Source organism: Erythrobacter sp. RANMB8 (genome assembly GCF_056848235.1).
This window is the reverse complement of record NZ_JBREHG010000002.1, coordinates 130,716-154,995: the sequence shown is the minus strand read 5'-3', so window position 1 is coordinate 154,995 and position 24,280 is coordinate 130,716. Positions and strand designations below refer to the sequence as shown.

The 24,280-nt window shown below is 64.7% G+C and carries 28 protein-coding genes and 1 tRNA gene; 8 read left to right on the top strand and 21 right to left on the bottom strand.

All coding sequences use genetic code 11. The annotated features are described in order from the left end of the window. Positions 1-137 precede the first annotated feature (137 nt). The 5 genes from rpsF (at position 138) to ACU0AG_RS03825 (ending at position 3,671) form a co-directional block, all read left to right on the top strand. Entirely contained in the window at positions 138-503 is a 366-nt protein-coding gene (rpsF, locus tag ACU0AG_RS03845) for a 30S ribosomal protein S6 (protein WP_482780939.1), read from the top strand. Continuing rightward, on the top strand, positions 503-727 hold the full coding sequence (gene rpsR, locus ACU0AG_RS03840; RefSeq protein ID WP_017665523.1) for a 30S ribosomal protein S18: 225 nt from the start codon (positions 503-505) through the stop codon (positions 725-727). Before rpsF ends, rpsR begins: the two co-directional genes overlap by 1 nt. 14 nt (positions 728-741) lie before the next feature. Next, entirely contained in the window at positions 742-1,347 is a 606-nt protein-coding gene (gene rplI / locus ACU0AG_RS03835) for a 50S ribosomal protein L9 (protein WP_482780938.1), read from the top strand. A gap of 132 nt (positions 1,348-1,479) precedes the next feature. Then, complete coding sequence (locus ACU0AG_RS03830; RefSeq protein WP_482780937.1) at positions 1,480-2,916, top strand: AMP nucleosidase; 1,437 nt, start codon at positions 1,480-1,482, stop codon at positions 2,914-2,916. After that, on the top strand, positions 2,913-3,671 hold the full coding sequence (locus ACU0AG_RS03825) for an SDR family NAD(P)-dependent oxidoreductase (RefSeq protein ID WP_482780936.1): 759 nt from the start codon (positions 2,913-2,915) through the stop codon (positions 3,669-3,671). The genes ACU0AG_RS03830 and ACU0AG_RS03825 overlap by 4 nt, the downstream gene beginning before the upstream one ends. A gap of 113 nt (positions 3,672-3,784) precedes the next feature. Here the strand turns inward: ACU0AG_RS03825 and rimK are convergent, their stop codons facing one another. The 5 genes from rimK to ACU0AG_RS03800 form a co-directional block, all read right to left on the bottom strand. Further along, positions 3,785-4,690, bottom strand: a complete 906-nt coding sequence (gene rimK, locus ACU0AG_RS03820) for a 30S ribosomal protein S6--L-glutamate ligase (RefSeq protein ID WP_482780935.1) — start codon at positions 4,688-4,690, stop codon at positions 3,785-3,787. Between the two features lie 24 nt (positions 4,691-4,714). Then, positions 4,715-5,170, bottom strand: a complete 456-nt coding sequence (locus tag ACU0AG_RS03815; RefSeq protein WP_482780934.1) for an ATP-dependent zinc protease family protein — start codon at positions 5,168-5,170, stop codon at positions 4,715-4,717. Continuing rightward, positions 5,167-6,171 (bottom strand): YncE family protein, encoded by a 1,005-nt coding sequence (locus ACU0AG_RS03810; protein ID WP_482781392.1) that lies wholly within the window; start codon positions 6,169-6,171, stop codon positions 5,167-5,169. Before ACU0AG_RS03810 ends, ACU0AG_RS03815 begins: the two co-directional genes overlap by 4 nt. After that, positions 6,171-8,030 (bottom strand): M2 family metallopeptidase, encoded by a 1,860-nt coding sequence (locus tag ACU0AG_RS03805; RefSeq protein ID WP_482780933.1) that lies wholly within the window; start codon positions 8,028-8,030, stop codon positions 6,171-6,173. Before ACU0AG_RS03805 ends, ACU0AG_RS03810 begins: the two co-directional genes overlap by 1 nt. 67 nt (positions 8,031-8,097) lie before the next feature. Beyond that, the gene (locus tag ACU0AG_RS03800) at positions 8,098-8,859 is read right to left on the bottom strand and encodes an alpha/beta fold hydrolase (protein WP_482780932.1); all 762 of its coding nucleotides are present in this window, start codon (positions 8,857-8,859) and stop codon (positions 8,098-8,100) included. Positions 8,860-8,937: 78 nt separating this feature from the next. Here ACU0AG_RS03800 and ACU0AG_RS03795 point away from each other — a divergent pair, with 78 nt between their 5' ends. The 3 genes from ACU0AG_RS03795 to ACU0AG_RS03785 are packed head-to-tail and all read left to right on the top strand — an operon-like array spanning position 8,938 to position 12,023. Continuing rightward, positions 8,938-9,381, top strand: a complete 444-nt coding sequence (locus ACU0AG_RS03795; RefSeq protein WP_482780931.1) for a MarR family winged helix-turn-helix transcriptional regulator — start codon at positions 8,938-8,940, stop codon at positions 9,379-9,381. Next, entirely contained in the window at positions 9,374-10,438 is a 1,065-nt protein-coding gene (locus tag ACU0AG_RS03790; protein WP_482780930.1) for an HlyD family secretion protein, read from the top strand. The genes ACU0AG_RS03795 and ACU0AG_RS03790 overlap by 8 nt, the downstream gene beginning before the upstream one ends. 1 nt (position 10,439) lies before the next feature. Next, positions 10,440-12,023, top strand: a complete 1,584-nt coding sequence (locus tag ACU0AG_RS03785; protein WP_482780929.1) for an MDR family MFS transporter — start codon at positions 10,440-10,442, stop codon at positions 12,021-12,023. A 12-nt stretch (positions 12,024-12,035) separates the two neighbouring features. Here the strand turns inward: ACU0AG_RS03785 and ACU0AG_RS03780 are convergent, their stop codons facing one another. The 16 genes from ACU0AG_RS03780 to ACU0AG_RS03705 all read right to left on the bottom strand — a co-directional run bounded on the left by ACU0AG_RS03780 (position 12,036) and on the right by ACU0AG_RS03705 (position 24,174). Further along, positions 12,036-12,608 (bottom strand): aspartate-semialdehyde dehydrogenase, encoded by a 573-nt coding sequence (locus ACU0AG_RS03780; protein WP_482780928.1) that lies wholly within the window; start codon positions 12,606-12,608, stop codon positions 12,036-12,038. After that, complete coding sequence (locus tag ACU0AG_RS03775; protein ID WP_482780927.1) at positions 12,605-13,195, bottom strand: DUF2238 domain-containing protein; 591 nt, start codon at positions 13,193-13,195, stop codon at positions 12,605-12,607. Before ACU0AG_RS03775 ends, ACU0AG_RS03780 begins: the two co-directional genes overlap by 4 nt. Before the next feature lie 38 nt (positions 13,196-13,233). Further along, entirely contained in the window at positions 13,234-14,259 is a 1,026-nt protein-coding gene (locus ACU0AG_RS03770) for an aspartate-semialdehyde dehydrogenase (RefSeq protein WP_482780926.1), read from the bottom strand. 96 nt (positions 14,260-14,355) lie between these two features. Further along, a complete protein-coding gene (locus ACU0AG_RS03765; RefSeq protein ID WP_482780925.1) occupies positions 14,356-16,596 on the bottom strand; it encodes a S9 family peptidase in 2,241 nt (746 codons plus the stop codon). Positions 16,597-16,758: 162 nt separating this feature from the next. Then, positions 16,759-17,127 (bottom strand): 50S ribosomal protein L19, encoded by a 369-nt coding sequence (rplS, locus tag ACU0AG_RS03760; RefSeq protein ID WP_017665507.1) that lies wholly within the window; start codon positions 17,125-17,127, stop codon positions 16,759-16,761. Beyond that, complete coding sequence (gene trmD, locus ACU0AG_RS03755) at positions 17,124-17,966, bottom strand: tRNA (guanosine(37)-N1)-methyltransferase TrmD (RefSeq protein WP_482780924.1); 843 nt, start codon at positions 17,964-17,966, stop codon at positions 17,124-17,126. Before trmD ends, rplS begins: the two co-directional genes overlap by 4 nt. Continuing rightward, positions 17,963-18,313: a hypothetical protein gene (locus ACU0AG_RS03750; RefSeq protein WP_482780923.1), complete on the bottom strand. Its 351-nt coding sequence runs from the start codon at positions 18,311-18,313 to the stop codon at positions 17,963-17,965. Before ACU0AG_RS03750 ends, trmD begins: the two co-directional genes overlap by 4 nt. A gap of 32 nt (positions 18,314-18,345) precedes the next feature. Beyond that, positions 18,346-19,296 carry a carbon-nitrogen hydrolase family protein gene (locus tag ACU0AG_RS03745; RefSeq protein WP_482780922.1) on the bottom strand — a complete coding sequence of 317 codons (951 nt, stop codon included), beginning with the start codon at positions 19,294-19,296 and terminating at the stop codon, positions 18,346-18,348. A 23-nt stretch (positions 19,297-19,319) separates the two neighbouring features. Further along, entirely contained in the window at positions 19,320-20,144 is an 825-nt protein-coding gene (locus ACU0AG_RS03740) for a TIGR04222 domain-containing membrane protein (protein ID WP_482780921.1), read from the bottom strand. Further along, positions 20,144-20,668, bottom strand: a complete 525-nt coding sequence (locus ACU0AG_RS03735; RefSeq protein ID WP_482780920.1) for a glycine-rich domain-containing protein — start codon at positions 20,666-20,668, stop codon at positions 20,144-20,146. Before ACU0AG_RS03735 ends, ACU0AG_RS03740 begins: the two co-directional genes overlap by 1 nt. Before the next feature lie 28 nt (positions 20,669-20,696). Further along, the gene (locus ACU0AG_RS03730; protein WP_482780919.1) at positions 20,697-21,023 is read right to left on the bottom strand and encodes a hypothetical protein; all 327 of its coding nucleotides are present in this window, start codon (positions 21,021-21,023) and stop codon (positions 20,697-20,699) included. Positions 21,024-21,027: 4 nt separating this feature from the next. Further along, on the bottom strand, positions 21,028-21,528 hold the full coding sequence (gene rimM / locus ACU0AG_RS03725) for a ribosome maturation factor RimM (protein ID WP_482780918.1): 501 nt from the start codon (positions 21,526-21,528) through the stop codon (positions 21,028-21,030). 8 nt (positions 21,529-21,536) lie between these two features. Beyond that, positions 21,537-22,025: a 30S ribosomal protein S16 gene (gene rpsP / locus ACU0AG_RS03720; protein WP_482780917.1), complete on the bottom strand. Its 489-nt coding sequence runs from the start codon at positions 22,023-22,025 to the stop codon at positions 21,537-21,539. Positions 22,026-22,080: 55 nt separating this feature from the next. Further along, positions 22,081-23,529: a signal recognition particle protein gene (gene ffh / locus ACU0AG_RS03715; protein ID WP_482780916.1), complete on the bottom strand. Its 1,449-nt coding sequence runs from the start codon at positions 23,527-23,529 to the stop codon at positions 22,081-22,083. Between the two features lie 135 nt (positions 23,530-23,664). Beyond that, positions 23,665-23,740, bottom strand: a tRNA-Ala gene (locus tag ACU0AG_RS03710). 89 nt (positions 23,741-23,829) lie between these two features. Beyond that, positions 23,830-24,174 (bottom strand): TIGR02300 family protein, encoded by a 345-nt coding sequence (locus tag ACU0AG_RS03705; protein ID WP_482780915.1) that lies wholly within the window; start codon positions 24,172-24,174, stop codon positions 23,830-23,832. Positions 24,175-24,280: the final 106 nt, after the last annotated feature.

The following is a 24,280-nucleotide window of genomic DNA, read 5'->3' as shown; positions in this document are numbered from 1 at the left end:
TGCAATTGCACGCCAAAGCTGTAAGGGCCCGCGCTTCGCTTGGGATGCGCCCTTGCGATTGTCGAAGAAAGCCGGAGGGGCCCCGTCGTATACCGGACGGACAAGCCAGCGATCGGCAGGTAGTGAAAGGACGCAAGATGGCGCTCTACGAGCACGTCTTTCTTGCGCGTCAGGATCTGAGCCAGGCTCAGGTTGACGCGCTGGCGGCGCAAGCCACCGAAATCATCGAAGCCAACAACGGCAAGGTCACCAAGACCGAAACCTGGGGCCTCAAGTCGCTCGCCTACAAGATCGAGCGTAACCGCAAGGCGCATTTCGTGCTGCTCAACATCGACGCCCCCGGCTCGGTGGTCGCCGAACTCGAGCGTCAGACCCGTATCAACGAAGACATCATCCGCTACATGACCATCCGCGTGGACGCCCACGAGGAAGGCCCCAGCGTCATGATGCGCAAGAACGAACGCGAGCGGAAGCGCCGCGAAACCCGTGAGGAGCGCGACTGATGGCCCGCCCGTTTTTCCGCCGCCGCAAGTCCTGCCCGTTCGCGGCCAAGGATGCCCCCAAGATCGATTACAAGGACGTGCGCCTGCTGCAGGGCTTCATGTCCGAGCGTGGCAAGATCGTGCCTTCGCGCATCACCGCCGTTTCGGCGAAGAAGCAGCGTGAACTGGCCCAGGCGATCAAGCGCGCCCGCCAGATCGGTCTGCTGCCCTTCATCGTGAAGTAAGAGGAGCAGGACACATGGATATCATTCTCCTCGAACGCATCGAGAAGCTCGGCGCGATCGGCGACATCGTCACCGTCAAGGATGGCTACGCCCGCAACTTCCTGCTCCCGCAGAAGAAGGCCCTGCGCGCCAACGAAGCCAACAAAAAGGTGTTCGAAGCCAACCGTGAACGTCTCGTGGCCGAAAACGCCGCGCGTCGCTCGGACGCCGAAAAGCAGGGCGAAAAGGTCGAAGGCGCCGAAGTGGTGCTGATCCGTGCCGCCTCGAACGCCGGCCAGCTCTATGGCTCGGTCAGCGTGCGCGACATCGTCGCCGGGCTCGCCGAACAGGGCCACAGCGTTGACAAGCGCATGGTGATCCTCGGCGCGCCGATCAAGAACATCGGGATGCACAACGTCACCGTTGCCCTGCACCCCGAAGTCCGCGTGACGGTGAAGGCCAACGTCGCCCGTTCGGACGACGAAGCCAAGCTGCAGAGCGAAGGCGTCGACGTGCTGGCCGCGATGTTCGAAGACGAACAGCGCGCCATCGAAGAACAGGCCGATGCCACCCGCATCGAAGCCAACCTCGAACCGGGCGAAATTCCGGCCGAGCTGCTCGAAGATCGCGGCGACGACTAAGTTCGTCTCACCGGACCAACGCATCAGGGGCGCGGCGATCGGCATGATCTCCGCGCCCTTCTTGTAAACAGCGCCGGTCCGCGCAAAGGTGCTGCCATAGAACCATAACAACAAAGGAGCAGAGCAACTGCCATGATCGACATTCCCGCCATCCTCACCCAGCTGCAGCAGCATTATGACGACGCCGTGCGGTCCCTGCGCGACGATGTGATCGCCTTCGGGCGCGATGGCACCATCCCGCCGGCCCGCAAGCGCGAGGACGGCTCCTATGCCTATCCGCAGATCACCCTGCGCTATGCCGGGGTCGGCGCGCCGCGTGATCGCAGCCGCGCTTTCGGCCGGCTGGAAATGCCGGGCACCTACACCACCACCATCACCCGCCCCGATCTTTTCGCGCATTACCTGACCGAACAGCTGCAACTGATCGGCAGCGAGTATGAAGTCGATGTGACGGTGGAACGTTCGCGGCAGGAAATCCCCTTCCCCTATGTCCTCGATGGCGAGGCCGGCGCGGCGATGGTCGGCATTTCGCCGCAGGATATCGCCAGCCATTTCCCCTCGACCGATCTGGCGCTGATCGGTGACGAACTGGCCGACGGGATCGAATTTGCCGAAGATCAGGACATGCCGCTGTCGCTGTTCGATGGCCTGCGCACCGATTACTCGCTGGCGCGGCTGAAGCATTACACCGGCAGCGAGGTGAGCGATTTTCAGGACTTCATCCTGTTCACCAACTATCACCGCTATGTCGATGAATTCGTGAACTGGGGCGCGGCGCGGATCGGGCAGGATGGCTATGTCGCGCTGACCGGTGCGGCAGGCCTCGACATCCGCGAGCCCACCCCGCACGCGCAGGACCAGTTGAACGACACCGCATGGCGGCGCCACCAGATGCCCGCCTATCACCTGATCCGCGAGGACGGGCGCGGGATCACTCTCGTCAACATCGGCGTCGGCCCGTCCAACGCCAAGACGATCTGCGATCACCTGGCGGTGCTGCGCCCCCACGCATGGCTGATGATCGGCCACTGCGGCGGCCTGCGCTCCACGCAGAAGATAGGCGACTTCGTGCTCGCCCACGCTTACTTGCGCGATGATCACGTGCTCGATCCCGTGCTCCCGCCCGAAGTGCCGATCCCGCCGATTGCCGAAGTGCAGCAGGCGATGGCGCTGGCAGCCGAGGAAGTCGCGGGCGTGCAGGGTGCCAACCTCAAGCAGCGGATGCGCACCGGCACGGTGGTGACGACCGACGATCGCAACTGGGAGCTGCGCTATTCCTCCTCGGCCAAGCGCTTCTCGCAAAGCCGCGCGATCGCGATCGACATGGAAAGCGCGACCATCGCCACGCAGGGCTACCGCTTCCGCGTGCCTTATGGGACGCTGCTGTGCGTGTCGGACAAGCCGCTGCACGGCGAGATCAAGCTGCCGGGGCAGGCCAACAAGTTCTACGAGGAAGCCATCGCCGCGCACCTGCAAATGGGCATCGTCGCCTGCGCCAGACTGCGCGACGAGGGCGACCGGCTGCACAGCCGCAAACTGCGGGCGTTCAACGAGCCGCCGTTCCGGTGACGCGCACGCGCTCCATCGCGGGCCGCGTCGCGATCGTCACAGGCGCGGCGAGCGGCATGGGACGGGCCACCGCGCGGCTGTTCGCCAGCGAGGGGGCGCGCGTGGCGGTGATCGACCTCGATCCCGCCGCCTGCGAAGCCGTGGCGGCAGAGTGTGGCAGCGGCGCGAAGGGCTATGCACTCGATGTGGCCGATGGCGCGGCGATTGCGCGGGTCGTCGCGCAGATCGCGGGCGATTTCGGGGGGATCGACATTGTGGTGAACAATGCCGGTGTCTCCAGCTTCTGCGGCCTCGATGATCCCGCCTACGAGGAGGTATGGCACCGCGCCATCGCGGTGATGCTCACCGCCCACCAGCGCATGGTGCGCGCCGCCCTGCCGTGGCTGCGGCAGAGCGATGCAGCGCGGATCGTCAACATCGCCAGCACCGAAGGCTTGGGCGCGACCCCCGGCGATACGCCCTATGTCGCGGCCAAGACCGGCGTGATCGGCCTGACCCGCGGCCTTGCGGTCGATCTCGGCCCCGAAGGGATCACGGTCAACTGCATCTGCCCCGGCCCGATCCGCACCGCGATGACCGATGCCGTGGCCGAAGAACACAAGGCGATCTTCGCCAAGCGCCGCACCGCGCTCAAACGCTATGGCGAGCCGGAGGAGGTCGCGCACATCACCCTGTCGCTGGTGCTGCCGGCGGCAAGTTACATCACCGGCGTGGCGATTCCGGTCGATGGGGGGCTGATGGCGCGCAACGCCTGAGACTGTTCCCAGACCCCTTCTAGACCGCTCTAGACCCCCTCTAGACCCCTTTTAGGCCCTTTTGTCGGCATGTTTCACGTGAAACATTGCCCGGTCGGCAAGGCCAGAGTGGCTTACCCCTTGCCCTTGGTCTTGGTTGCCCCGTCCTTGGCATTGGCAGCGATGAAATCGATGATCATGCCCGCCACATCCTTGCCCGTCGCGCTCTCGATCCCTTCGAGGCCGGGAGAGGAATTGACCTCCATGATGACAGGGCCGTGATTGCTCCGCAGCATATCCACCCCGCACACGTTCAGCCCCATGCGCTTGGCCGCCCGCACTGCGGTGGAGCGTTCTTCCGGCGTGATCTTGATCACCTGCGCCGAACCGCCGCGGTGCAGGTTCGAACGGAATTCGTCCGGCGCGCCGGTGCGCTGCATCGCGGCGACCACCTTGCCGCCCACCACCAGCGCGCGGATATCGGTGCCGCCCGCTTCCTTGATGAACTCCTGCACCAGAATGTTGACGTTGGCTCCGCGGAACGCCTCGATCACCGACTTGGCGCTGCTCATGGTCTCGGCCAGCACCACGCCGATGCCTTGCGTGCCTTCGATCAGCTTGATCACCACCGGCGGGCCCTTGACCGCCTTGATGATCTCCTCTGCGGCCTTGGGATCATTGGCATAGGCGGTGAGCGGCAGCCCCAGCCCGTGCTTGGCGAGGATCTGCAAACTGCGCAGCTTGTCGCGGCTGCGACCGATGGCGACACTCTCGTTCAGCGACCAGATCCCGCGCATTTCGAACTGGCGGAGGATCGCGAGGCCATAATTGGTGATCGAGGCCCCGATGCGCGGGATCACCGCGTCATAGTTCGCAATCGGCGCGCCGTTGTAGAACACCTGCGGCCGGTGGCTGGCGATATGCACCGTGCAGCGCAGCGTGTTGAGGATGTCGAGCGTGTGCCCTCTCGCCTCGGCAGCCTCCTTCAGCCGCTGGTGCGAATAGAGGTTGGCGTTGCGCGCCAGCATCGCGATTTTCATGAAAGACCTTTCGAAACCGGCGATCTACCGGCGGAGCGGCCCCATATCCGCATTTGCCGGCGATTGCAGCCACGAATGACCGCTATCAACGACGAAACGCCTCCTGAGCGCGGTGCGCCCGATCAGCATCGGGAATTGCATCTGGGACCGGTCTGCCAGGGTGATTTCCGCCCGGAAGATGGACTTACCGATCGCAAGCGGCGTCTTTATGACAAAGCGTTCCTGCCGCTCGCCCATCGAACTGGTGATGCCGCGCACATCGACATGCACCGCCTCGCACACGTGGCGCACCCCGCCCCAGTCGACCGCAAAGCGCAGGAATCGCCGCCCTTCTCGCCGGAACTCGTCGAGCACATGGGCATGCAGCGAGGAGGTGCGCGCGCCGGTGTCGATCTTGGCCGGGATGCCCGCAAGGCCAAGATCGGGCAGCCCCACAAGCTCGCGCCAGCCCACCACTTTCAAGGGTTTGGGCAGCGTCAAGGCAGGATCGCCATCCCGTCCCCGCCGCCGGTCGCGCCAAGCCTGCGCAGTACGGTGCCGGTGGCGTAATCGACCTCGGCCACGGTATCACTGGCGGTTTCGGCGACGTAGATGCGGCTGCCGTCCTTCGACCACAGGATCGTCACCTGAAACCGCGTCTCGGCCTCGGCCGGGCTGGAAACGGGGATGGTGCGGATCACCTTGGCCGTGGCCGTATCGATCACGCTGAGGCTGCCGTCCTGAAGATCGGAGGTGGCCGCGACATCGCCCTGCGGGCGCACCGCGATGCGCAGCGGGAAGCGCCCTGTTTCGACGGTGCGGCGCACCTCCATCGTCTGCGGATCGAGCGCAAAGGCCTGATTGGAGCCGCGTGCCGAGACCCACAGGGTTTTGCCGTCGGGCGACAGGGAAATGCCCTCGGGCTCCTCGCCCACCGTCACCGACAGCGGGGCGCGGCGGGTCACGAGGTCGATGCGGGTTACGGTGCGCGAACCAAGGTCGGTGGTCCATGCCGTGCGCGCATCGGGGCTGACCGCGAGCATGTGGCTGCCCTGCTTGCCGGTGCCGAATTCGAACAGCTCGCGCCCGTCCGTCAGCGGGGCGCGCAACCGGAAGATCGACCGGCGTCCCTCGGCCGTGACATAGAGATCGCCGCTTGCGTGCCACGCGATGCCATGTGGCCGGGCGTTTTCGCCAAGGTCGATGCTGGCCACCTTGGCGAGCGTGGCCGTGGCGAAGATGTCCACTGTCGTCCCGCCATAGCAGGCGAGCGCGACGTGCCGGCCATCGGGCGAGGTCGCCAACTCGTGCGGGTTGGTGCAGCTTGGCAGGCGCAGCACTTCCTTGCCGGTCGCCAGATCGATCTTCGAGAGCGTGTTGCCGCGTTTGGCCGCGACGAACAGGGTCGGCGGCATCGCTGCCCCCGCCCTGTCCGGCGCCTCCACCGGTGCGCAGGCGGCGAGCGCCAGCAGCGCCCCCGCCACGAAGCCTGCGCGCTGCATCACCAGCCCTTCTTCTCGCCCTTGTTCTGCTTTTCCAGCCACTTCATCAGCGGCGCGAAATACTCGACCATCGCGGTGCCGTTCATCTGCCGCTCGCCGGTGAAAGCCTCCAGCGCATCGGGCCAGGGCTTGGACGCGCCCATTTCCAGCATCGCATTGAGCTTCGCGCCGACTTCCTTGTTGCCGTAGAACGAACAACGATGCAGCGGCCCCTTCCACCCGGCGGTATCGCAAGCGGCCTTGTAGAACTGGAACTGGAGCAGCCGTGCAAGGAAGTAGCGGGTGTAACTGACATTGCCGGGGATGTGATACTTCGCCCCTGCGTCAAACCCGTCCGCCGGGCGCTCCACCGGGGGCACCACGCCCTGATAGGTCCGGCGCAGGTCGTTCCAGCCGGTGTTGGTGGCGCTTTCGGGGATCGACCCGTCGAACAGGCCCCAGCGATAGCGATCGAGCAGCAGGCCGAACGGCAGGAATGCCACCTTGTCCATCGCCTGCCGCAGCAACAGGCCAATATCCTTGTCGGCGCTGGGCACATCCTTGGGGTCGAGCATGTCGATCTGCACCAGATATTCGGGCGTGATCGAGAGCGCGATCATGTCGCCGATGGCTTCGTGGAAGCCGTCATTGGCGCCGTTCATGTGCAGGAAGTCCTGCTTGTTATAGGCGCGCTGGTAGTAGTTGTGGCCCAGTTCGTGGTGGATCACGATAAAATCGTCGCCGTTCTGCTTGATGCACATCTTGATGCGCAGGTCATCGACATTGTCGATGTTCCAGGCCGAGGCATGGCACACCACCTCGCGGTCGGCGGGCTTCACGAACTGGCTGCGTTCCCAGAAGGTGGCCGGCAGGGGTTCGAAGCCGAGGGACGAGAAAAACTGCTCGCCCACGCGGGTCATGCCCTTGGCGTCGAGGTTCTTCTTCGCGATCAGATCGGTGAGGTCATAGCCGATATCACCCGCGCCCTCGGGGGCGACCAGCGGGTAGATATTGCCCCATTCCTGCGCCCACATATTGCCGAGCAGGTCGGCGCGGATCGGGCCGGTGCGGGGCTGCACGGCATCGCCATACTTCTCGTTCAGCTTGCGCCGAACATAGGTGTGAAGCGCCACGTAGAGCGGCTTCACTTCCTGCCACATCCGCTCGGTCTCGGCGGCGAACTGGTCGGGGCTCATGTCATAGCCCGATCGCCACATTGCGCCGAGATCGGCAAAGCCCAGCTCCTTGGCGCCCGCGTTGGCGATGCCGGTCATACGGGTGTAATCGGCGCGCATCGGGCCGCCGACATTGTCGTGCCAGCTGGCCCACATTTCCTTGAGCTCTTCGGGCGTGCGTTCGAGGTTGCCCATTTCGGCCTCGATATCGCTGCCGTTGATCGGCTGGCCATTGAGGGTGCCTTTGCCGCGTCCGTAGGCCGAGCCGAGGCGGGTGGCGATATCATTCATCTCCTCCGCCGCACCGGGGGTGGAAGGCGCAGGCATGGAGATGCCGTTGCGCAGCATATCGAGCTTGCGCGCAGTCTCGGCGTCCAGACCCTCGACACGGGCATAGCGCGCCGCTTCGTTGGCCCAGCCCACTTGCTTGAGCGTCAGCTGCGCGCCGTACCGCGCCGCCATCGTGTCGCTATCGTGATTGATATAGGTCGCGTTGATCCACGAGATATGGCCGTATTCCTCGGCAAAAGCGGCATAATCGGCCTCGACCGCGGCCAGCCAGTCCTTCGCGCCTTGCGGGGTGAGCGGATATTGCGGAGCGGCTTCGGCAGCAGGCGCGGGCGCATCCTGCGCGGCAAGCGGTGCGGCAGCGGCAATCGCAAGCGCGGCAGCGGCGCTTTTGAGGAAGGGGGCAGCAAATTTCATCGGTCAAATTTCCCGTCGGTCTGTCGTTTGACAATGGCGGCGGGTTTGAACCTGTGGCGCGCCGGAATCAAGCCGCGAGGAAGCGCACGATCCCTTCTCCCAGCTCGGGCTTCGTCGCGCTGTCGAGATGTCCGCCGGGGATTTCGGCATAGGTGGCATGGGGCAACAGCGCGGCCAGATCCTTGGCCGAGCCGTTATCCTGATCGCGATCGCCGCAGATCACCAGCGTCGGCACGGTAACATGGGCGAGGCTCGCCTGATCGAGATCCTCGAACGCATTCAGCAGCAGCCTTGCGGCCACACGGTCAACACCCTGCGACTTCAGGAACTGACGCGAAAGCCATGCAGGATCGTCGCGGGTGATGGTGTCGAATTCGTCGATCACGCGCTTGAAGAAGCCCGCACGCCGCTGCCAGTCGGCAAGGCCCGCAACGCCCATACCTGCCAGCACCAGCTTGCGCGGGGCGAACACGCCATTGGCGCAGCCATGCACCGCCGTGCGCGCGCCCAGCGAGAAACCGGCCAGATCATATTCGCCCTCGCCCAGCCCGAGATGGTCGATCAGCGCCGCGACATCGCGCACCAGCACGCCGGCAGGATAGGCAGCGGCATCCTGTGGTGCCTCGCTGTCTCCGTGAACGCGGAAATCGGGCATGATTGCCCGGAAGCCCGCCGCGGCCAACCGCTGGTCGTGGCCCCACTTGATCCAGTTCATCTGCGCCGATGAAAACAGCCCGTGCAGCAGGATGACAGGATGCCCCTCGCCGGTCGAATGGATCGCAAGGCGGGTGCCGTCGAAGGTGGTGAAGTGCTCGGTCGAAATGCTCATCCAGCGGCTGCTAGCCCGAATTCGCCGCAACGGCCAGACGGCTTGCTAATAATAAGCCTGCTTATTATGTGTCCGATCATGTCATTTGAAACCGGATACCGACTCGCCGATAACTCGCGCCTGCTGCGCCGCCTGTTCGATGAACGGGTGCGCAGCCTCGGCCTGACCGCCCCGCAGGCGCGGCTGCTGCTGGCGCTCGATCACAACCCGGATGAAAACCAGGTCTTCTATGCCGACCGGCTGGAAATCGAGCCGATCACCCTCACCCGCATAATCGACCGGCTGGAAGAGGCCGGATGGATCGAACGCCGCAGCGATCCGGCTGACCGGCGCGCCCGCATCCTGCATCTGACCGACAAGAGCCGCAGCATCGTCACGCGCCTGCGGGGCATTGTCGCGGGCCTGTTCGAAGACATGCTCGAAGGCTTTGATCCGGCCGAGCGCACTGTGTTTGCCGGCATGCTGGAACGCATCGGGACCAATCTTGCCGCCGCCCGCCAGCAGGAAGCCGCCAATGGCTGAAGCCGATCCCGCCCGCACCTTCGATAGTGCCACCCAGGCCGCCCCTGCGCGCAAGGCGTGGCGACGCTGGGCGCTGATGCTGGTGGTGCCGCTGGCGCTGCTCGCCGGGGCCGTGCTCTATTGGCAAAGCCTGCAAGGCAAGGTCTCGACCGACAACGCCTATCTGAAGCAGGATATGGTCGCAGTCAGCGCCGAAGTCGGCGGGCGGATCATCGCGGTCATGGTCGAAGAGGGGAGCGAAGTGGCAGCGGGCGAGCTGCTGTTCCGCATCGATCCCGAACCGTTCCGCTTGCAGGTGGCCGAAGCGGATGCCGCCATCGCGGGCGCGCAGGCCAATGTCATCGCGCTCAGTAATGATGCCGCGCTGACCGGCACCGATATCGCCGCGGCGCGGCAGGATGTCGGCTTTGCCGAGGCGCGGTTCGAGCGGGTGCAGGCACTGCGGGACAAGGGCTTTTCGACCAAGGCCGATTTCGAGGCGGCGCAGCAGGCCGTGCTGCAGGCGCGCGAGGCCGTGCGGCAGGCCGAGGCCCGCCAGCGCGAGGCCCGGGCGCGGCTCGCAACCGGATCGGCAGTGCCGGGTGTCAACCCGCAGATTGCCGCTGCCCGTGCCAGCCGCGCTGCCGCGCAACTGGCTTTGCGCCGCACCGAAGTGCGGGCGCCTGCCGCGGGACGCATCGCACAGGCGGAACGCTTGCAGATCGGCCAGCAGGTCGTCCCCAATCTGCCCGTGCTAACGCTGGTGCGCGAGGAATCGACCTATGTCGAAGCCAATTTCAAGGAGACCGACCTTGCCGACATGGCAGTCGGCCAGCCTGCCGAGGTGCGTTTCGATGCCTATCCCGACCTTGTTCTCAAAGGCCGGGTCGCAACAATCGGAGCGGGCACGGGCGCCGAGTTTTCGGTTTTGCCGGCGCAGAATGCGACCGGTAACTGGGTGAAGGTAACCCAGCGGGTGCCGGTGCGGATCGCGATCACCGGCAAAAGCCCGCGGCGGCTGATCGCCGGGCTGTCCAGCGAAGTGACCGTTTTCACCGGCAAGACCCCGGCCCACTGACATGGCAAGCCGGGCTGAACCCGCCCCGAGCGCGCCTCAGGCGGAGGCAAGTCCCGTGCAGGATGTGCCCGAGCTGGCTTCGGGCAACTACCCGCTGATGATCGTCGGCGTGATGGCGGCATCGCTGCTCCAGATCCTCGACACCACCATCGCCAATGTCGCCCTGCCCCATATGCAATCCTCGCTCGGGGCGACGGTCGATTCGATCAGCTGGGTGCTGACCAGCTACATCATCGCCTCCGCCGTCGCCCTGCCGATTACCGGCTGGCTGGCCGACCGGATCGGTGCACGCCGGCTGTTCATCCTTTCGGTGGCGGGGTTCATCATCGCCTCGATGCTGTGCGGCCTTGCGCAGAGCCTTGAGGAGATGGTGGTGTTCCGCGTCCTGCAAGGCGTGGCCGGCGCCTTCATCGCCCCGCTCAGCCAGTCTTTCATGCTCGATTCCACCCGCCCGAGCCGCCATCCGCAGATCATGGCAATCTGGGGCATGGGGATCATGATCGGCCCGATCCTTGGCCCCATCCTCGGCGGCTGGCTGACCGAGACCGCGAACTGGCGCTGGGTGTTCTATGTCAACCTGCCGGTCGGCATTGCCTCGCTCGTCACGCTGATCGCCTACCTGCCCAAGCGTCCGCAGCGCGAGCGGCGGTTCGACATTACCGGGTTCCTGCTGCTCGCCGTGGCACTTGCCGCATTCCAGCTGATGCTGGACCGCGGTGCCCATGCCGACTGGTTCGCTTCGGCAGAGATCTGGATCTACCTGCTGCTGACCCTGTCTGCGGGCTGGATGGTGGTGGTGCATTTCGCCGCCGCCCCAGCCCCGATGTTCGAGCGGGCCCTGTTTGCCGATCGCAACTTCGCCATCGCCCTTTCCTTCATGGTGGTGATCGGGATCGTGATGTTCGCGGTGATGGCGCTGTTGCCGCCGATGCTGCAGAACCTGTTCGGCTATGGCGTGATCGACACCGGTATCGTGCTGATGCCGCGCGGCGTGGGCATTCTCGTGTCGATGCAGGTCTCGGGCCTGCTGATGCGGCGGGGGGTCGATGCCCGGCCCGTGGTCGCAAGCGGCTTTCTGATTTGCGCCTTTTCGCTGTGGCAGATGGCGCAATGGTCGCTCGATGTGGATGAATTCCACGTGATCGTCAGCGGATTGCTGCAGGGCCTTGGCATGGGGCTGGTGTTCATCCCCCTCCAGGTCAGCGCCTTCGCCACCCTGAAGCCGGCACTGCGCACAGACGGATCAAGCCTGCTTAACCTGTTCCGTTCGCTGGGCGCATCGGCGGGAATTTCGTGGATGACAGTGCTGCTGGCGCGCAACATCCAGACCGCCCATGCCGATCTTGCCACCCACGTGACTGCAGGCAGCGGCAACCTCGTCGATTTTTCCACCATCGACCGGTTTCAGGCGCTGGGAGACAGCGCGCTGGTGCTGATCGATGCCGAGGTCAACCGGCAGGCGGCGATGATCGCCTATGTGGACGATTTCTGGCTGATGATGTGGATCACGCTGGCCGCCGCGCCGCTCGCTTTCCTGATGCGCGGCGGCACGCGCCCTGCAGGGCCGGTCGTGCTGTCCGAATAGTGCGGGTGGTGCCTAGCGGAAGAAGCACTGCGTCCCGGCATAGAGCATCTCGACCGCATCGCCTGCGACAAAACCGCCGATGGCATCGCCCAGCGCGAATTCCTCTCCCAGCGTGCTGCCTTCGACCGGAGCAAAACCGGGTGCCGCCTCGGCAATGCTGCGGGCGCTGCCGACCTGCACTTCGCCCGCCATCCTCACGATACCGCTGGCAGGCCGGTCGCCATCCTGCGCCAGATGCCAGTTCCAGCCGACCAGACGGCCTTCCTGGAAATGCACTGTCAGGCCGCCGGCGAAATCGGTGAACACCATCGGCCCCGCCCCGCATTCGCCATTCTCGCCGCTGCGCAAGGGTGCGCCCAAAGCCTTGGCGAGCGCAGCCTCGACCTCTTTCTGGCCGGCTGCGAAGAAGAACGCCTCCGGCCCCGCTACCAGCCCCTCGCCGCGCAGTTCGACGACATTATCCGCCACCGGAGCCTGCGATGCCTCGCCCTGCTGGCGTTCTGCCGGACTTGGCACCGTGCCGCTGTCACAAGCCGAAAGGGCCAGCGCGCAGGAGATCGCAAGGAGGGCAAAACCACGGTTCATTTATGCGTCCCTTTCCACCAACCGGCACCACTAACCCAAGGCACGGCAAGAACGGCTCCGAACCCGGCTAGCGCCATATCCTTCTGTGCGTCAAACATGTCGCCTTGTTCGCCATTATAGGCGCCGGCATCGGCGGGCGCGAGCGCGAGGGTCAGGCACCACTCAAAAATCTCGTAAAGCCCGCCCACAGCCAGCACGAACAGAAGCGCGAAGATCACTGCCATCCGCGGTGCAAGCCGCCAATAGCGCACACCCAATTCCACCACCGGCGGCATTGCGAAGACGCCGAACAGAAAATGCACCAGCCGATCGAACATGTTGCGCTCGAACCCCAACGCCGCGCTGAATCCTTCGCCCATCCACGCATCATAGGGGACGAAACTGTAAGACCAGCGCGCTGCGAACAGATGCAGGAGCACGAAGGCTGTCATGCATGCTGCCGACCGGTCGCTGACGGGCCATCGCCGCAACGTAAGGTAGGCAGCGGGAAGCAGCAAAGCGACCGGACCAACCTGCAACCAGGTGTTGGTCGGATAGATCGCACCCCATGCGCTCAGTGGAACACCCAGCGCTACCGCCGCAAGCATCCAGCCTTGCGCCCTCGCCAGCGGCGGCACCCCTCGGATTACCCCTTCTTCAGGTGACGCCGCCCCAGCAATTCGGCGATCTGCACCGCGTTCAGCGCCGCGCCCTTGCGCAGGTTGTCCGAAACGCACCACAGGGTCAGGCCGTTCTCCACCGTCGGGTCTTCGCGCACGCGGCTCACGAAGGTGGCGGCATCGCCGACGCATTCGATCGGGGTGACGTATCCGCCATCCTCGCGCTTGTCGATCAGCATCACGCCGGGCGCCTCGCGCAGGATGTCCATCGCCGCCTCGGCGCTGAGTTCGTTCTCGAACTCGATGTTCACCGCTTCGGAATGGCCGACGAACACCGGCACGCGCACGCAGGTCGCGGTCAGCTTGATCTTCGGGTCGAGGATCTTCTTGGTTTCGACCACCATCTTCCATTCTTCCTTGGTGGAACCATCATCAAGGAAGGTGTCGATGTGCGGGATCACATTGAAGGCGATCTGCTTGGTGAACTTGGCCGGTTCGACCGGATCGCCGACGAAGATCGCGCGGCTCTGCTGGAACAGCTCGTCCATGCCCGCCTTGCCCGCGCCGGAGACCGATTGGTAGGTGCTGACCACCACGCGCTTGATCGTGGCGGCATCGTGCAGCGGCTTCAACGCCACCACCAGCTGCGCGGTCGAGCAGTTGGGGTTGGCGATAATGTTGCGCTTTGTGTAATCATCAATCGCGTCGGGGTTCACTTCCGGCACGATCAGCGGAATGTCGGGGTCCATGCGGTAGAGCGACGAGTTGTCGATCACGATGCAGCCCGCAGCGGCGGCCTTGGGCGCATATTCCTTGGCCGGGCCGGAGCCAGCAGCGAACAGGGCAATATCCCAGCCGGCGAAGTCGAAATGCTCGATGTTCTTGCACTTGAGCATCTTGCCAGTATCGCCGAATTCGACTTCGGTGCCGGTCGACCGCGGCGAAGCGACCGCGGCCACCTCGTCACACGGAAACTCGCGCTCGGCCAAGACCTGCATCATCTCGCGCCCGACATTGCCGGTCGCGCCGACCACTGCCACCCGGTAACCCACTTGGCATTCTCCTATGATTTCGCAGCTGCGAAATAGCGAAGGGCGCGGCCAGCGCAACTGCAAACCGCGCCTTGCAGACCTATTCGCGCCCGGCGATCACTCGGGCGGGGTTACCCCGTGACTTTCGAGGAAGCGGAAGATGCTGTTCCAGACGTGCGGGCCGATCTTCGGGCCGGACACGCGGTGGGTGTAGCCGGGATAGAGCATCATCTCGAACGGCACGTTGTTTTCCTGCAGCACCGAAATCAGTTCGGACGAATTCTCGAACACCACATTGTCATCCGCCATGCCGTGGATCAGCAGCAGCGGATCGGTGATTTTCGTGGCATCGGGAATGGCGCTGGCTTTCTCGTAAGCCTCCGGTACCTCGCGGGGATCGCCCATGTAGCGTTCGGTGTAGTGGGTGTCGTACAATTCCCACCGCGTCACCGGCGCGCCCGAGATGCCAGCGGCATAGAGGCCGGGGTCAGCCTCCAGCTGCTTGAGCGTCATGTAGCCGCCATAGGACCAGCCGTAGATCGCCACCTTGGCGGGATCGACGAAATCGAGGCTCTTGAGGAATTCGGCCCCCGCCTTCTGGTCGCGCACCTCGGCTCCGCCCATGGCGCGGTAGAGCGGCTGTTCAAAGTCCACGCCCCGGTTGGCCGAGCCGCGATTGTCGAGCACGAAATAGATATAGCCCTTGTCGACCACCGCCTGCGCGAGCGCCCCGCCCCAGCCCCTGGTCACCATTTGGGGGCCGGGGCCGCCATAGTGGCTGAAGAATACCGGGTAACGCTTGCCCTTCTCCATCCTGGGCTTGAGCATCATCCAGTGAAGCGGCGTGCCGTCCTCTGCGGGAAGCGTGCCGAATTCGGGCGTCACGTGGCTGGCGAGGAAGGGTGCATAGGGGTGATCGCCGGCAACCGCGTTCTCCTCGATCCATGCAACCTGCTTGCCATCGGGCGTCGCCAGATAGGACTGCGGCGGCTGGTTCGGGCTCGAACGGGTGACATAGAGCAGCCGCGCCGCGCCATCCATGCTGGCGCTGTTGCTGAAAGCGGGATCGGTGAGCAGTTCCGGCTCCCCCGTCCCGTCCAGCCGTGCGCGGTAGATCTGCTGGGTCAGCACATCCTTGGTCGCCTGATAGGTGAAGGTGCCCGCCGCCTCATCGACGCCGACCAGCGTTGTCGTGGGCGAAGTTCCGCGCGTCAGTTGCTGCCACTGACCGCCAGCAAAGCGGTAGAAATGGCCGTAACCGTCCCTCTCCGACCACCACAGCAGGCTACCATCCTTGAGGAAGCGGTAATTGTCGCTGAGGTTCACCCAGTAATCGGGTCGCGCCGCTTTCTCAGTGAACCATACCTGCGAAGCGCCCGTCGCCGGATCAACCCGCAGCACGTCGATCTTCGTCTGCGCCCGGTCCTGCCGCTGGACGTAGATTGCGGAAGCATCAGGCGCCCAGTCGACCCGCGCCACATAGATGTCGATATTGAGCCCAAGATCGACCTTCACGCTCCCGCTGCCATCCGGGTTCATCACGTAAAGCTCGACCACCGCATTATCGGTGCCCGCCGCGGGATAGCGCTGATCGAACACCTTGGTGCCTGTGGCGCCGATCGCGGCGCGGGTGACGATGCCGACACTGGCCTCATCGGTGCGTTGCACAACGATGCGGCTGTCATCGGGCGACCACCAATAGCCCTGCAGCCGCGCCATTTCCTCCTGTGCGACGAATTCAGCCTCGCCCCAACGGATGGTGTCGGCTTCCTGCGGGGTGACCGGCTGCGCCTCACCGCCCACCGGCCCGACCCACAGGCGCCGGTCACGCACGAAGCTGACAAAGCCGCCCTTGCTGGAAAGCTTGGGGTTGAGTTCGGTGCCTTCGGTATCGGTCAGGCGGGTAACGCTGCCATCGAGCTTGGCGAGGAACAGATCACCATCCAGCGGCACCAGCACGCCGCTGCCGTCACTCGCCCACTGGTAGGAAATGATCCCCTTGAGGCTGCCAACGCGCGCGCGTTCGCGCTGCATCTTCTCGTCCTCGGACAATTCGCGCCCGCTGCCGAGGCTGAGCGAATCCACCAGCATCCGCCATTCGCGGGTTTCGATGTCATAGCCCCACAGGTCATAGCGGTCGCGATCGTCCGCGCGATTGCGCAGCAGCGTGAGATAGCGGCCGTCCGGCGACAGCTTCACCTGCCGCGGCGCAGGGCCATCGAGACCGGGGGAGGCAAAGACACGCTCGAAGGAGAGCGGAGAGGCAGCAGTCTCAGGCATGGTGATCGTCTCCGCTAGCACCGGGGTTGTCAGACAGGTCGAGACACACAAGGCGGCAGCAGCAAAAATCAAACGCATTCAACAATCACCTCGTCATTGCGAGCCGCCGACAGGCGGCGTGGCAATCCATGGCGGTTCATGGATTGCTTCGCTGACGCTCGCAATGACGAAAAATTGGCCGCAATGCAAAAGGGCGGCCCGTTGCGGGGCCGCCCTTGGCGATTTTCTTGATTGGAAGCCTTACGCCTTGGGCGCAGAGGCCTTGCGCTCGACGATACGCGCGCTCTTGCCGGTGCGGCCGCGCAGGTAATAGAGCTTGGCGCGACGCACCACGCCGCGGCGAACCACGGTGATGCTCTCGACGATCGGCGAATAGAGCGGGAAGACGCGCTCGACGCCTTCGCCGAAGCTCATCTTGCGCACGGTGAAGTTCGAACCCATGCCGCGGTTCGAGCGGGCGATCACCACGCCTTCATAGGCCTGGATACGCTCGCGGTTGCCTTCCTTCACCTTCACGCCGACGCGGACGGTGTCGCCTGCGCGGAATTCGGGGATGTCCTTGCCGGACTTGGCGATTTCTTCGGCTTCAATCTGCTGGATCAGGTTCACTGGTCCGGTTCCTTGTCTTTTCGCCGCGCGCCAGAGGCAGGTTGGACCGGATCGCCACTATAGCGTTCCCACAAGTCCGGCCTGCGTGACCGAGTATCGTCTTCGCTCCTTGCCTTGCGCCAAGCAGCGATCTTCGCATGATCCCCCGATCGCAGCACTTCGGGGATCGTGCGCCCTTCCCATTCCTGAGGTCGGGTATAGTGCGGGTATTCGAGAAGGCCGTTTTCGTACGACTCCTCTGCCCCGCTCAAGGCCGCGCCCATTACGCCGGGAATGAGCCGAATGCAAGCGTCAAGGATGGTCAGCGCCGCCATCTCGCCGCCCGAGAGGACGATGTCGGCGAGGGAGACCTGCTCGATCTCGGGCCGGGCTTCGAACAGGCGTTCATCGAACCCCTCGAACCGCCCGCACAGGATGATGACGCCGCGGCCAGCGGCAAGCTCGCGGATGCGCTGTTGGGTAATGGGTTTTCCGCGCGGGGTCATGGCGAGGATGGGGCGATCCGGAGCCCTTTGCCCGTTCGTGTCGAGCGAAGTCGAGACACCTTGGGCGGGCTCTTCGTCGCTGTCTCTCGACTTCGCTCGAGACGAACGGAGTTCTTCTTCACCCGCCACACTATCCAAAGCCCTCCCCAGCACATCGCACTTCAGAACCATCCCGGCCCCGCCGCCCGCAGGCGTATCGTCGACCGTGCGGTGCTTGTCGGTGGCGAAGTCGCGGATCTGCACCGTCTCGCAGGCCCACTTGCCCTCAGCCAGCGCGCGCCCCGCGATGGAATGCCCGAGCGGCCCGGGGAACATCTCCGGGTAGAGCGTGAGGATGGTGGCGGCGAAGGTCACTGGAAGATCTCGTATGCAGCGTGGGCTCGGTCTAAATCGCGACGTCTTCTGCGCAACGCCGTCAACCAAGAAGCGCCCATACCCGTCAAAAGCAACGCCAGCATAAGAAGTTGGCCGATGAGAGTGACCCTGCCGAGCTTGGCTACAGCCGACAGGATTTCGTGTCCCCGCGAGAGGTCGACGGCGACAAATACTCCGATAATGATGCTAACCGGCAATGCTCCCGCTATCGCCACGCGCAACCAGAAGCGACGCGGCGCCATGGCCCAGGCGAGATATCGCGCTGCCAGCCACGACACCACGGCAGCAACCAGAACTATCGAACCGAACCCGATCACGCCGAGCAACAAGGACGGCTCATTCGTAGGGGGTTCAAAGCTCAAGACCACGCCACCCCATCCTTCGCCCGCGTATCCACCGTCAGCTCGAACACATCGGGCCGCGAATAGTGCCCATCGGTATCAAGGTTCGCCAATCCCTCGGAGACCTCGGCCAAATCGAGGTCGGCGAAGAGCGTCTCCTCCCCTTCGCCCGCCTGCGCGATGACGCGGGTGTCGGGGGCGGCGATCAGAGAGCCACCGCGGTTGAGCACCTCGCTCGGGATCGCTTCGAACAGCGCCTTGACTTCGGGATTGCCGCCCACCCGCGCCAAGCCGTCGAATAGATCGTCCTTCGCCTGCACAAGCCCCGCCGCCAGCACGAAGCACCGGCCCTCCATCGCATAGTGGCGCGAGGCGATCGCGTGGCTCTCGCGCACCGTCGGCCAGGCGGCGATGTGCACATCCTCGCCGAGATTGTGCATCGCCGCGCGCGCCAAGGGCATCCAGTGCTCCCAGCAGATCAGCGTGCCGAGGCGGCCCCACTCGGCCTGATGCACGCCCAAGGTCGAACCATCGCCGCGCGCCCAGATCAGGCGCTCGCCATGGGTCGGCACCAGCTTGCGGTGGTCGAGCACCGGCAGGCCCGGCCGAAAAGTCAGCTGATTGTTGACGAGGCTGCGCCGCACCCGCTCATGCGCGCCGATGGAGATGATCGCCCCGCTCGCATCGGCGAGTTCCTGCAAGGGCAAGAGCCGCTCGTCATTCGCCACGACTGCCTGTTCGAGCATGATACGGTGCAGCGCCTTCGCCCCCGGATGATCCCACAAGGCCGCGCCCGGCGCCTCGTCGAGCCACAGGGGATAGCCGCCCAGAAAGGTCTCGCCGAAAGCGACGACCTTCGCCCCGCTCTCCACAGCCGCACGCGCCAGACGCAGCGCCTTGTCGATCCCCGCCTGAAAATCGAGCGGGACAGGCGCGGCTTGGACAACGGCGACAGGAAGCTTCGTCATGCCCGTGCGCTTACCCGCGCCGGTCAGCCCCCGCAACCACCGCAGCCGCTGCCCCCGTCGCCGCCGCCGCTGTCGCTGCTGCTGTCACCGCCCCCGCCGCCGCTGTCCCCGCCCTGCTGGCGCATGGCGTGAACCGGTGCCCACGGCGTCCCGACAAGCACTGCTGTCCCGAACAGCGCCACTGCAAGCCCGACTTCCTCGGCGCGGGGCGCACGGGCGAGCCGGTCTGACCGCTTGCGCTCCCTAATCAGCACCGCCATTCCCTCGCGGGTGCGCGGATCGGCCTTGACCAGACGCACAAGCCCGATCGCCAAAGTCAGCACCAGCAAGATCACCAGAAAGCCGGTCGGCTCACCCAGCGCGCTGCCTGCCCGCTGCCTGTAAATGCCGAGCAGCAGAAGGGCGATGAACGGAGTGACCGACAGCCAGCGAAGCCGCGTCAACTCATCGGGCCGCATCAACAGCCCGCCGCGCCGCAATCGCGCCGCAACGCGGTCACCATGAACCGCCAGCAGCCGATGCGCGGCCTTTACTGAAAGAGGCGCGTCCTGCACCAGCAGAGCCTTGCCGACCGGGGTCGCAGGCAGATTCTCTCGCACCGCTTCGAGTTTGCCACTGCCAGTCGTGATCAGCCCCCCCCGGGCGTAGAGATCAGCCAGAACCGAATCGGCGAACCGTTCGCGACCGCCTGCAAGCACCGCGAGGTCTTCTGCCTCCAATGATTCGATTCGGCGACCGGCCGGGCGCAGGTTGGCCGGTATCCACCACGCAGCGAGGCCGCAAAACCCCAGCAGCGCGATGTAAAACAGCAGGAAATCGCTGCCCGTCCACGACGAGAACAGCTGCATTACATTATCCTTCCCGCGAGCCAGCCCACCGTCAGGAGGGCCAGTCCCAGCGCCAGCGCGACCCGGCGTGGGAGAAGGATAACACCCGAAAGGTTAATACGCACCCCCAAGCTGCCGACCGCAAAGCGCCGGTGCGCCGCCGGCCAGATATCGACAGGCGGCGGCGCGCCGAAAGCCGCCTCGTAGGCGGCGAGCGTTGCGGCATACTGGTGATAGAAGCGTGCGCGATCTGCCGGTCCGCCCCTTGTCGGGCCGTGGTGCAGTTCGCCTTCCAGCACCATGGGGCAGAAGGTCTGCCAGTAATCGCGGCTGTAGGTGAGGTGGAGGTGCCAGGCCTGATCAACAGCATCAGGCGGCGTGACTTCATGCCCGGCGGTCATCGCGAGATAGCAGAAGCGCCGGTATTCCCCGATCACCCGCTCGGCGAAGGGCAGGCTCCAGCGGTTTTCGCGAGCAAGTCTGGCCGCGAAAGTGAGCGGGGCATCATCGGGGCCGATGATGTGGGCACTGATGCGCTGCCACAAGGCAGAGCCTTCGGCCCGCACCGCCGAACTACTCGAACACTTGCGGGTCGAATCTGAGCAACCCGTCAAGCTTGCGCGTAGCCAGATGCGCCACCGGCCAGGCGACGAAGCTCAACAGCGCGGACACCACGACAAAGGAAACGCCCAGCCCCGCCCCCGCTCGCCGGCCATCGTCAATCAGGGCAATGGCGAACACCGGCAGCAGTATCGCCAGCGGCCCGCCGATGGCCGCAGTGATGATCCGCCCCGCAGCATTGCCCGCGCCCAGTACGAACCGGGCGAGCAACACAGCCCCAAGTGTCACCATGACAAGGAAGACGAGGACAAGGATGAACGCGAGAAGTCCGACAACCATGGCGTCAGTCTTCGGCGAAAGCGGCGCCTATCACAAGCCGGTGTTCGTCCCATTCGATCACCGCTGCGGGAATCATGGGCACCATGAAAGTCTTCGGGCCCTTTTCGGGCGCGGGTTCACGGGTGATTTCGATGATATCGGTCGCGCCGAAGTTCTCGATCGCGAGCACGGTGCCGATCGCTACGCCCGCATCGGTGACGACCGGCAGCCCCAGCAGGTCGGCATGATAGAATTCGCCCTCGGCCAGCGGCGGCAGGGCTTCGCGCGGAACCGTGAGCGCGGTGCCGCGCAGGCGTTCTGCGTCGGCACGGGTGGCGCTTTCGGCAAATCGGGCAACCGCGCCGCCCTTGCCGTCATCGCGCACCTTGACCAGCGTCAGCGCGCCGTCATTGAAGCGCTTGTGCTGCGCGAGCGCAGCCACGCCCTCGCCAAACAGCTTCAGGCGGACCTCGCCCGTCACCCCGTGCGCGCCGGCAATGGCCGCAAGGGTAACGGGCTTGGTCATGACCGAATTCAGCCTTCGGCCTGTTCTTCGGTGGCAGTGTCTTCGGCAGCCGGAGCTTCTTCGGCGGCAGCTTCTTCAGCGGCGGGCGCTTCTTCGGCAGCCGGTGCAGCAGCAGCGGCCTTGGCTTCTTCTTCAGCGGCGCGTGCGGCTTCTTCGGCTTCTGCGATCTTGGCGGCACGCTCTTCGGCGCGCTCCTTGGCCTTGTCGCCAGGTTCACCCTTCTTCGGGTTGTTGCGGGCCGCACGCTCCTTCACGCCGGCGGCGTCGAGGAAACGGGCAACGCGGTCGGTCGGCTGCGCGCCGACGCCGATCCAGTAACGGGCGCGATCTTCGTTGATCTTGACGCGCTCGGGCGAGTCCTTGGCGAGCAGCGGGTTATAGGTGCCGATCTGCTCGAGATACTTGCCGTCGCGGGGCGAGCGGCTGTTGGCGACAACGATGCGGTAGTACGGACGCTTCTTGGCACCGCCGCGCGAAAGCCGGATGGAAATGGACATGTGATCTTACCTTTCGAGTGAATTGAATTTTTGAACCGAAACGATTGACTTGAAATTATTTCTTGCGCGGCAAGCCGGGCAGGCCCGGAGGAAGGCCGCCGCCGCCCAGACCGGGCAGGCCGCCGGCGCCAGCACCGGGCAAACCGCCCATGCCGCCCATACCGCCACCACCGAACATCGCGGCGAGGCCCTTGAGGCCGCCCATTTTCTTGATCTGCTTCATGGCGCGGGCCATTTCCTGATGCATCTTCAGCAGCTTGTTCACCGTCTGCACATCGGTGCCGCTGCCCGCCGCAACGCGCTTCTTGCGCTTGGCGTTCATCAGATCGGGGTTGGCGCGTTCCTTGGCGGTCATCGAGGAGATGATCGCCTCCATATGGATCAGCACCTTATCGTCCATGCCGCTGGCCTGCATCGCCTGCTTGGCCTTCTTCATGCCCGGCATCATGCCCGCCAGCATCCCGAGGCCGCCCATGTTGCGCATCTGGCGCAACTGCATGGCCAGATCGTTGAGGTCGAACTTGCCCTTCTCGATATTGCGGGCGAGCTTTTCGGCGTCCTCTTCCTTGATCGTCGCCGCAGCCTTTTCGACCAGGCTGACAACGTCGCCCATGCCAAGAATGCGGTCGGCGACCGAACCGGGACGGAAGGGTTCGATCGCGTCGAGCTTCTCGCCGGTGCCGGCAAACTTGATCGGCTTGCCGGTAACCGCACGCATCGAGAGCGCCGCACCGCCGCGGGCATCGCCATCCATACGGGTCAGTACCACGCCGGTCAGCGGCACCTCATTGGTGAAGCTCTGCGCGACATTGACCGCGTCCTGACCGGTGAGCGAATCGACCACCAGCAGCACTTCGTTGGGGGCCGACACGCCCGCGACGGCCTTCATTTCGGCCATCAGCGCATCGTCAACATGCAGGCGGCCTGCGGTGTCGAGCAGCAGGACGTCGAAGTTCTGGAGCCGCGCGGTTTCCATCGCACGGCGCGCAATGTCGACCGGCTGCTGGCCGGCGATGATCGGCAGAGTCGCAACATCGACCTGCTTGCCCAGAACCGCCAGCTGTTCCTGCGCCGCCGGACGGTTGACGTCGAGCGAGGCCATCAGCGCCTTCTTGCCGTGCCGTTCGCGGATCAGCTTGGCCAGCTTGGCAGTGGTGGTCGTCTTGCCCGAGCCTTGCAAGCCGACCATCATGATCACGACCGGCGGACGGGCGTCGAGCCTTAGGCCTTCGACCTCCATCCCGCCGAGGGTTTCGACCAGCTCGTCGTGGACGATCTTGATGACCATCTGGCCGGGCGTGACCGAACGCAGAACGTCCTGCCCCACGGCCTTTTCGGTGACGGCATCGATGAAGCGGCGGGCGACCGGCAGCGCAACGTCGGCTTCAAGCAGCGCGATGCGGACTTCGCGCATGGCATCGCGCACATCCTGTTCGCGCAGCGCGCCACGGCCCTTGAGCTTGTCAAAGACCCCGCCAAGACGGTCGGACAGCGTGTCGAACATCGCCTGCTTCTCCTGCCGGACACCGGGGCGCCCGGAAAATGCGAAAAACGCCGGCGGACGAAACCTCGTCGGCCAGCGTTGCGAATATGCGTCTCAAGCTGAGACCAGCAAATCCGACTTTGATCGGGTGATGATTGGTGGAGCCTAGCGGGATCGAACCGCTGACCTCAACACTGCCAGTGTTGCGCTCTCCCAGCTGAGCTAAGGCCCCGAACCAGTCATCGAGCAAACAGCGCGCTTGCGCCCTGCTTGCGGGAGGCGGCCATTAGAAGGGCCGCCATCCCTTGGCAAGAGGAAAAATCAGTTTTCGTGATCGTCGTCGTCGCCGGTGCCGGTCGAAACGCCAAGATCATCGTCACCGCCGAGATCGACGTCGTTGTCGGGCGAATCACCGTCCTCGTCGATGTCCTCGATATCTTCCAGATCGTCGATGTCGTCATCGCCGCCCAGATCGGCGTCGGCATCGACATCCTTCTTCTTCTCGGCTTCCTCGAACGGAATCGGCTGCTTGGACTTGAGCACGGGCTCGGGCGTCCAGGTCTCGCCGCATTCGATGCAGGCGACCGGGTCTTCCTTGCCCAGATCGTAGAATCGTTCGCCGCACTTGGGGCAGGTACGCTTGGTACCCCATTCAGGCTTCGCCATTATTCTTCCTCAAAAACAGGCCGGTCCCGAAGCATGAAGCGGGCGGAACGGCTGGAAAGTCGTGGGTGGATTGACCAGCAAATCTGGGTTCCGGCAAGCCCTTTAT

What these genes read in the sequence shown, in the direction of transcription:
- rpsF (WP_482780939.1), top strand. Translation starts at nt 138, where the DNA reads ATGGCGCTCTACGAGCACGTCTTTCTTGCGCGTCAGGATCTGAGCCAG.
- rpsR (WP_017665523.1), top strand. Translation starts at nt 503, where the DNA reads ATGGCCCGCCCGTTTTTCCGCCGCCGCAAGTCCTGCCCGTTCGCGGCC.
- rplI (WP_482780938.1), top strand. Translation starts at nt 742, where the DNA reads ATGGATATCATTCTCCTCGAACGCATCGAGAAGCTCGGCGCGATCGGC.
- ACU0AG_RS03830 (WP_482780937.1), top strand. Translation starts at nt 1,480, where the DNA reads ATGATCGACATTCCCGCCATCCTCACCCAGCTGCAGCAGCATTATGAC.
- rimK (WP_482780935.1), bottom strand. Translation starts at nt 4,690, where the DNA reads ATGAAAATCGCGATGCTGGCGCGCAACGCCAACCTCTATTCGCACCAG.
- ACU0AG_RS03810 (WP_482781392.1), bottom strand. Translation starts at nt 6,171, where the DNA reads ATGCAGCGCGCAGGCTTCGTGGCGGGGGCGCTGCTGGCGCTCGCCGCC.
- ACU0AG_RS03805 (WP_482780933.1), bottom strand. Translation starts at nt 8,030, where the DNA reads ATGAAATTTGCTGCCCCCTTCCTCAAAAGCGCCGCTGCCGCGCTTGCG.
- ACU0AG_RS03800 (WP_482780932.1), bottom strand. Translation starts at nt 8,859, where the DNA reads ATGAGCATTTCGACCGAGCACTTCACCACCTTCGACGGCACCCGCCTT.
- ACU0AG_RS03795 (WP_482780931.1), top strand. Translation starts at nt 8,938, where the DNA reads ATGTCATTTGAAACCGGATACCGACTCGCCGATAACTCGCGCCTGCTG.
- ACU0AG_RS03790 (WP_482780930.1), top strand. Translation starts at nt 9,374, where the DNA reads ATGGCTGAAGCCGATCCCGCCCGCACCTTCGATAGTGCCACCCAGGCC.
- ACU0AG_RS03785 (WP_482780929.1), top strand. Translation starts at nt 10,440, where the DNA reads ATGGCAAGCCGGGCTGAACCCGCCCCGAGCGCGCCTCAGGCGGAGGCA.
- ACU0AG_RS03780 (WP_482780928.1), bottom strand. Translation starts at nt 12,608, where the DNA reads ATGAACCGTGGTTTTGCCCTCCTTGCGATCTCCTGCGCGCTGGCCCTT.
- ACU0AG_RS03775 (WP_482780927.1), bottom strand. Translation starts at nt 13,195, where the DNA reads ATGCTTGCGGCGGTAGCGCTGGGTGTTCCACTGAGCGCATGGGGTGCG.
- ACU0AG_RS03765 (WP_482780925.1), bottom strand. Translation starts at nt 16,596, where the DNA reads ATGCGTTTGATTTTTGCTGCTGCCGCCTTGTGTGTCTCGACCTGTCTG.
- ACU0AG_RS03745 (WP_482780922.1), bottom strand. Translation starts at nt 19,296, where the DNA reads ATGACGAAGCTTCCTGTCGCCGTTGTCCAAGCCGCGCCTGTCCCGCTC.
- ACU0AG_RS03740 (WP_482780921.1), bottom strand. Translation starts at nt 20,144, where the DNA reads ATGCAGCTGTTCTCGTCGTGGACGGGCAGCGATTTCCTGCTGTTTTAC.
- ACU0AG_RS03730 (WP_482780919.1), bottom strand. Translation starts at nt 21,023, where the DNA reads ATGGTTGTCGGACTTCTCGCGTTCATCCTTGTCCTCGTCTTCCTTGTC.
- rimM (WP_482780918.1), bottom strand. Translation starts at nt 21,528, where the DNA reads ATGACCAAGCCCGTTACCCTTGCGGCCATTGCCGGCGCGCACGGGGTG.
- rpsP (WP_482780917.1), bottom strand. Translation starts at nt 22,025, where the DNA reads ATGTCCATTTCCATCCGGCTTTCGCGCGGCGGTGCCAAGAAGCGTCCG.
- ffh (WP_482780916.1), bottom strand. Translation starts at nt 23,529, where the DNA reads ATGTTCGACACGCTGTCCGACCGTCTTGGCGGGGTCTTTGACAAGCTC.
- ACU0AG_RS03705 (WP_482780915.1), bottom strand. Translation starts at nt 24,174, where the DNA reads ATGGCGAAGCCTGAATGGGGTACCAAGCGTACCTGCCCCAAGTGCGGC.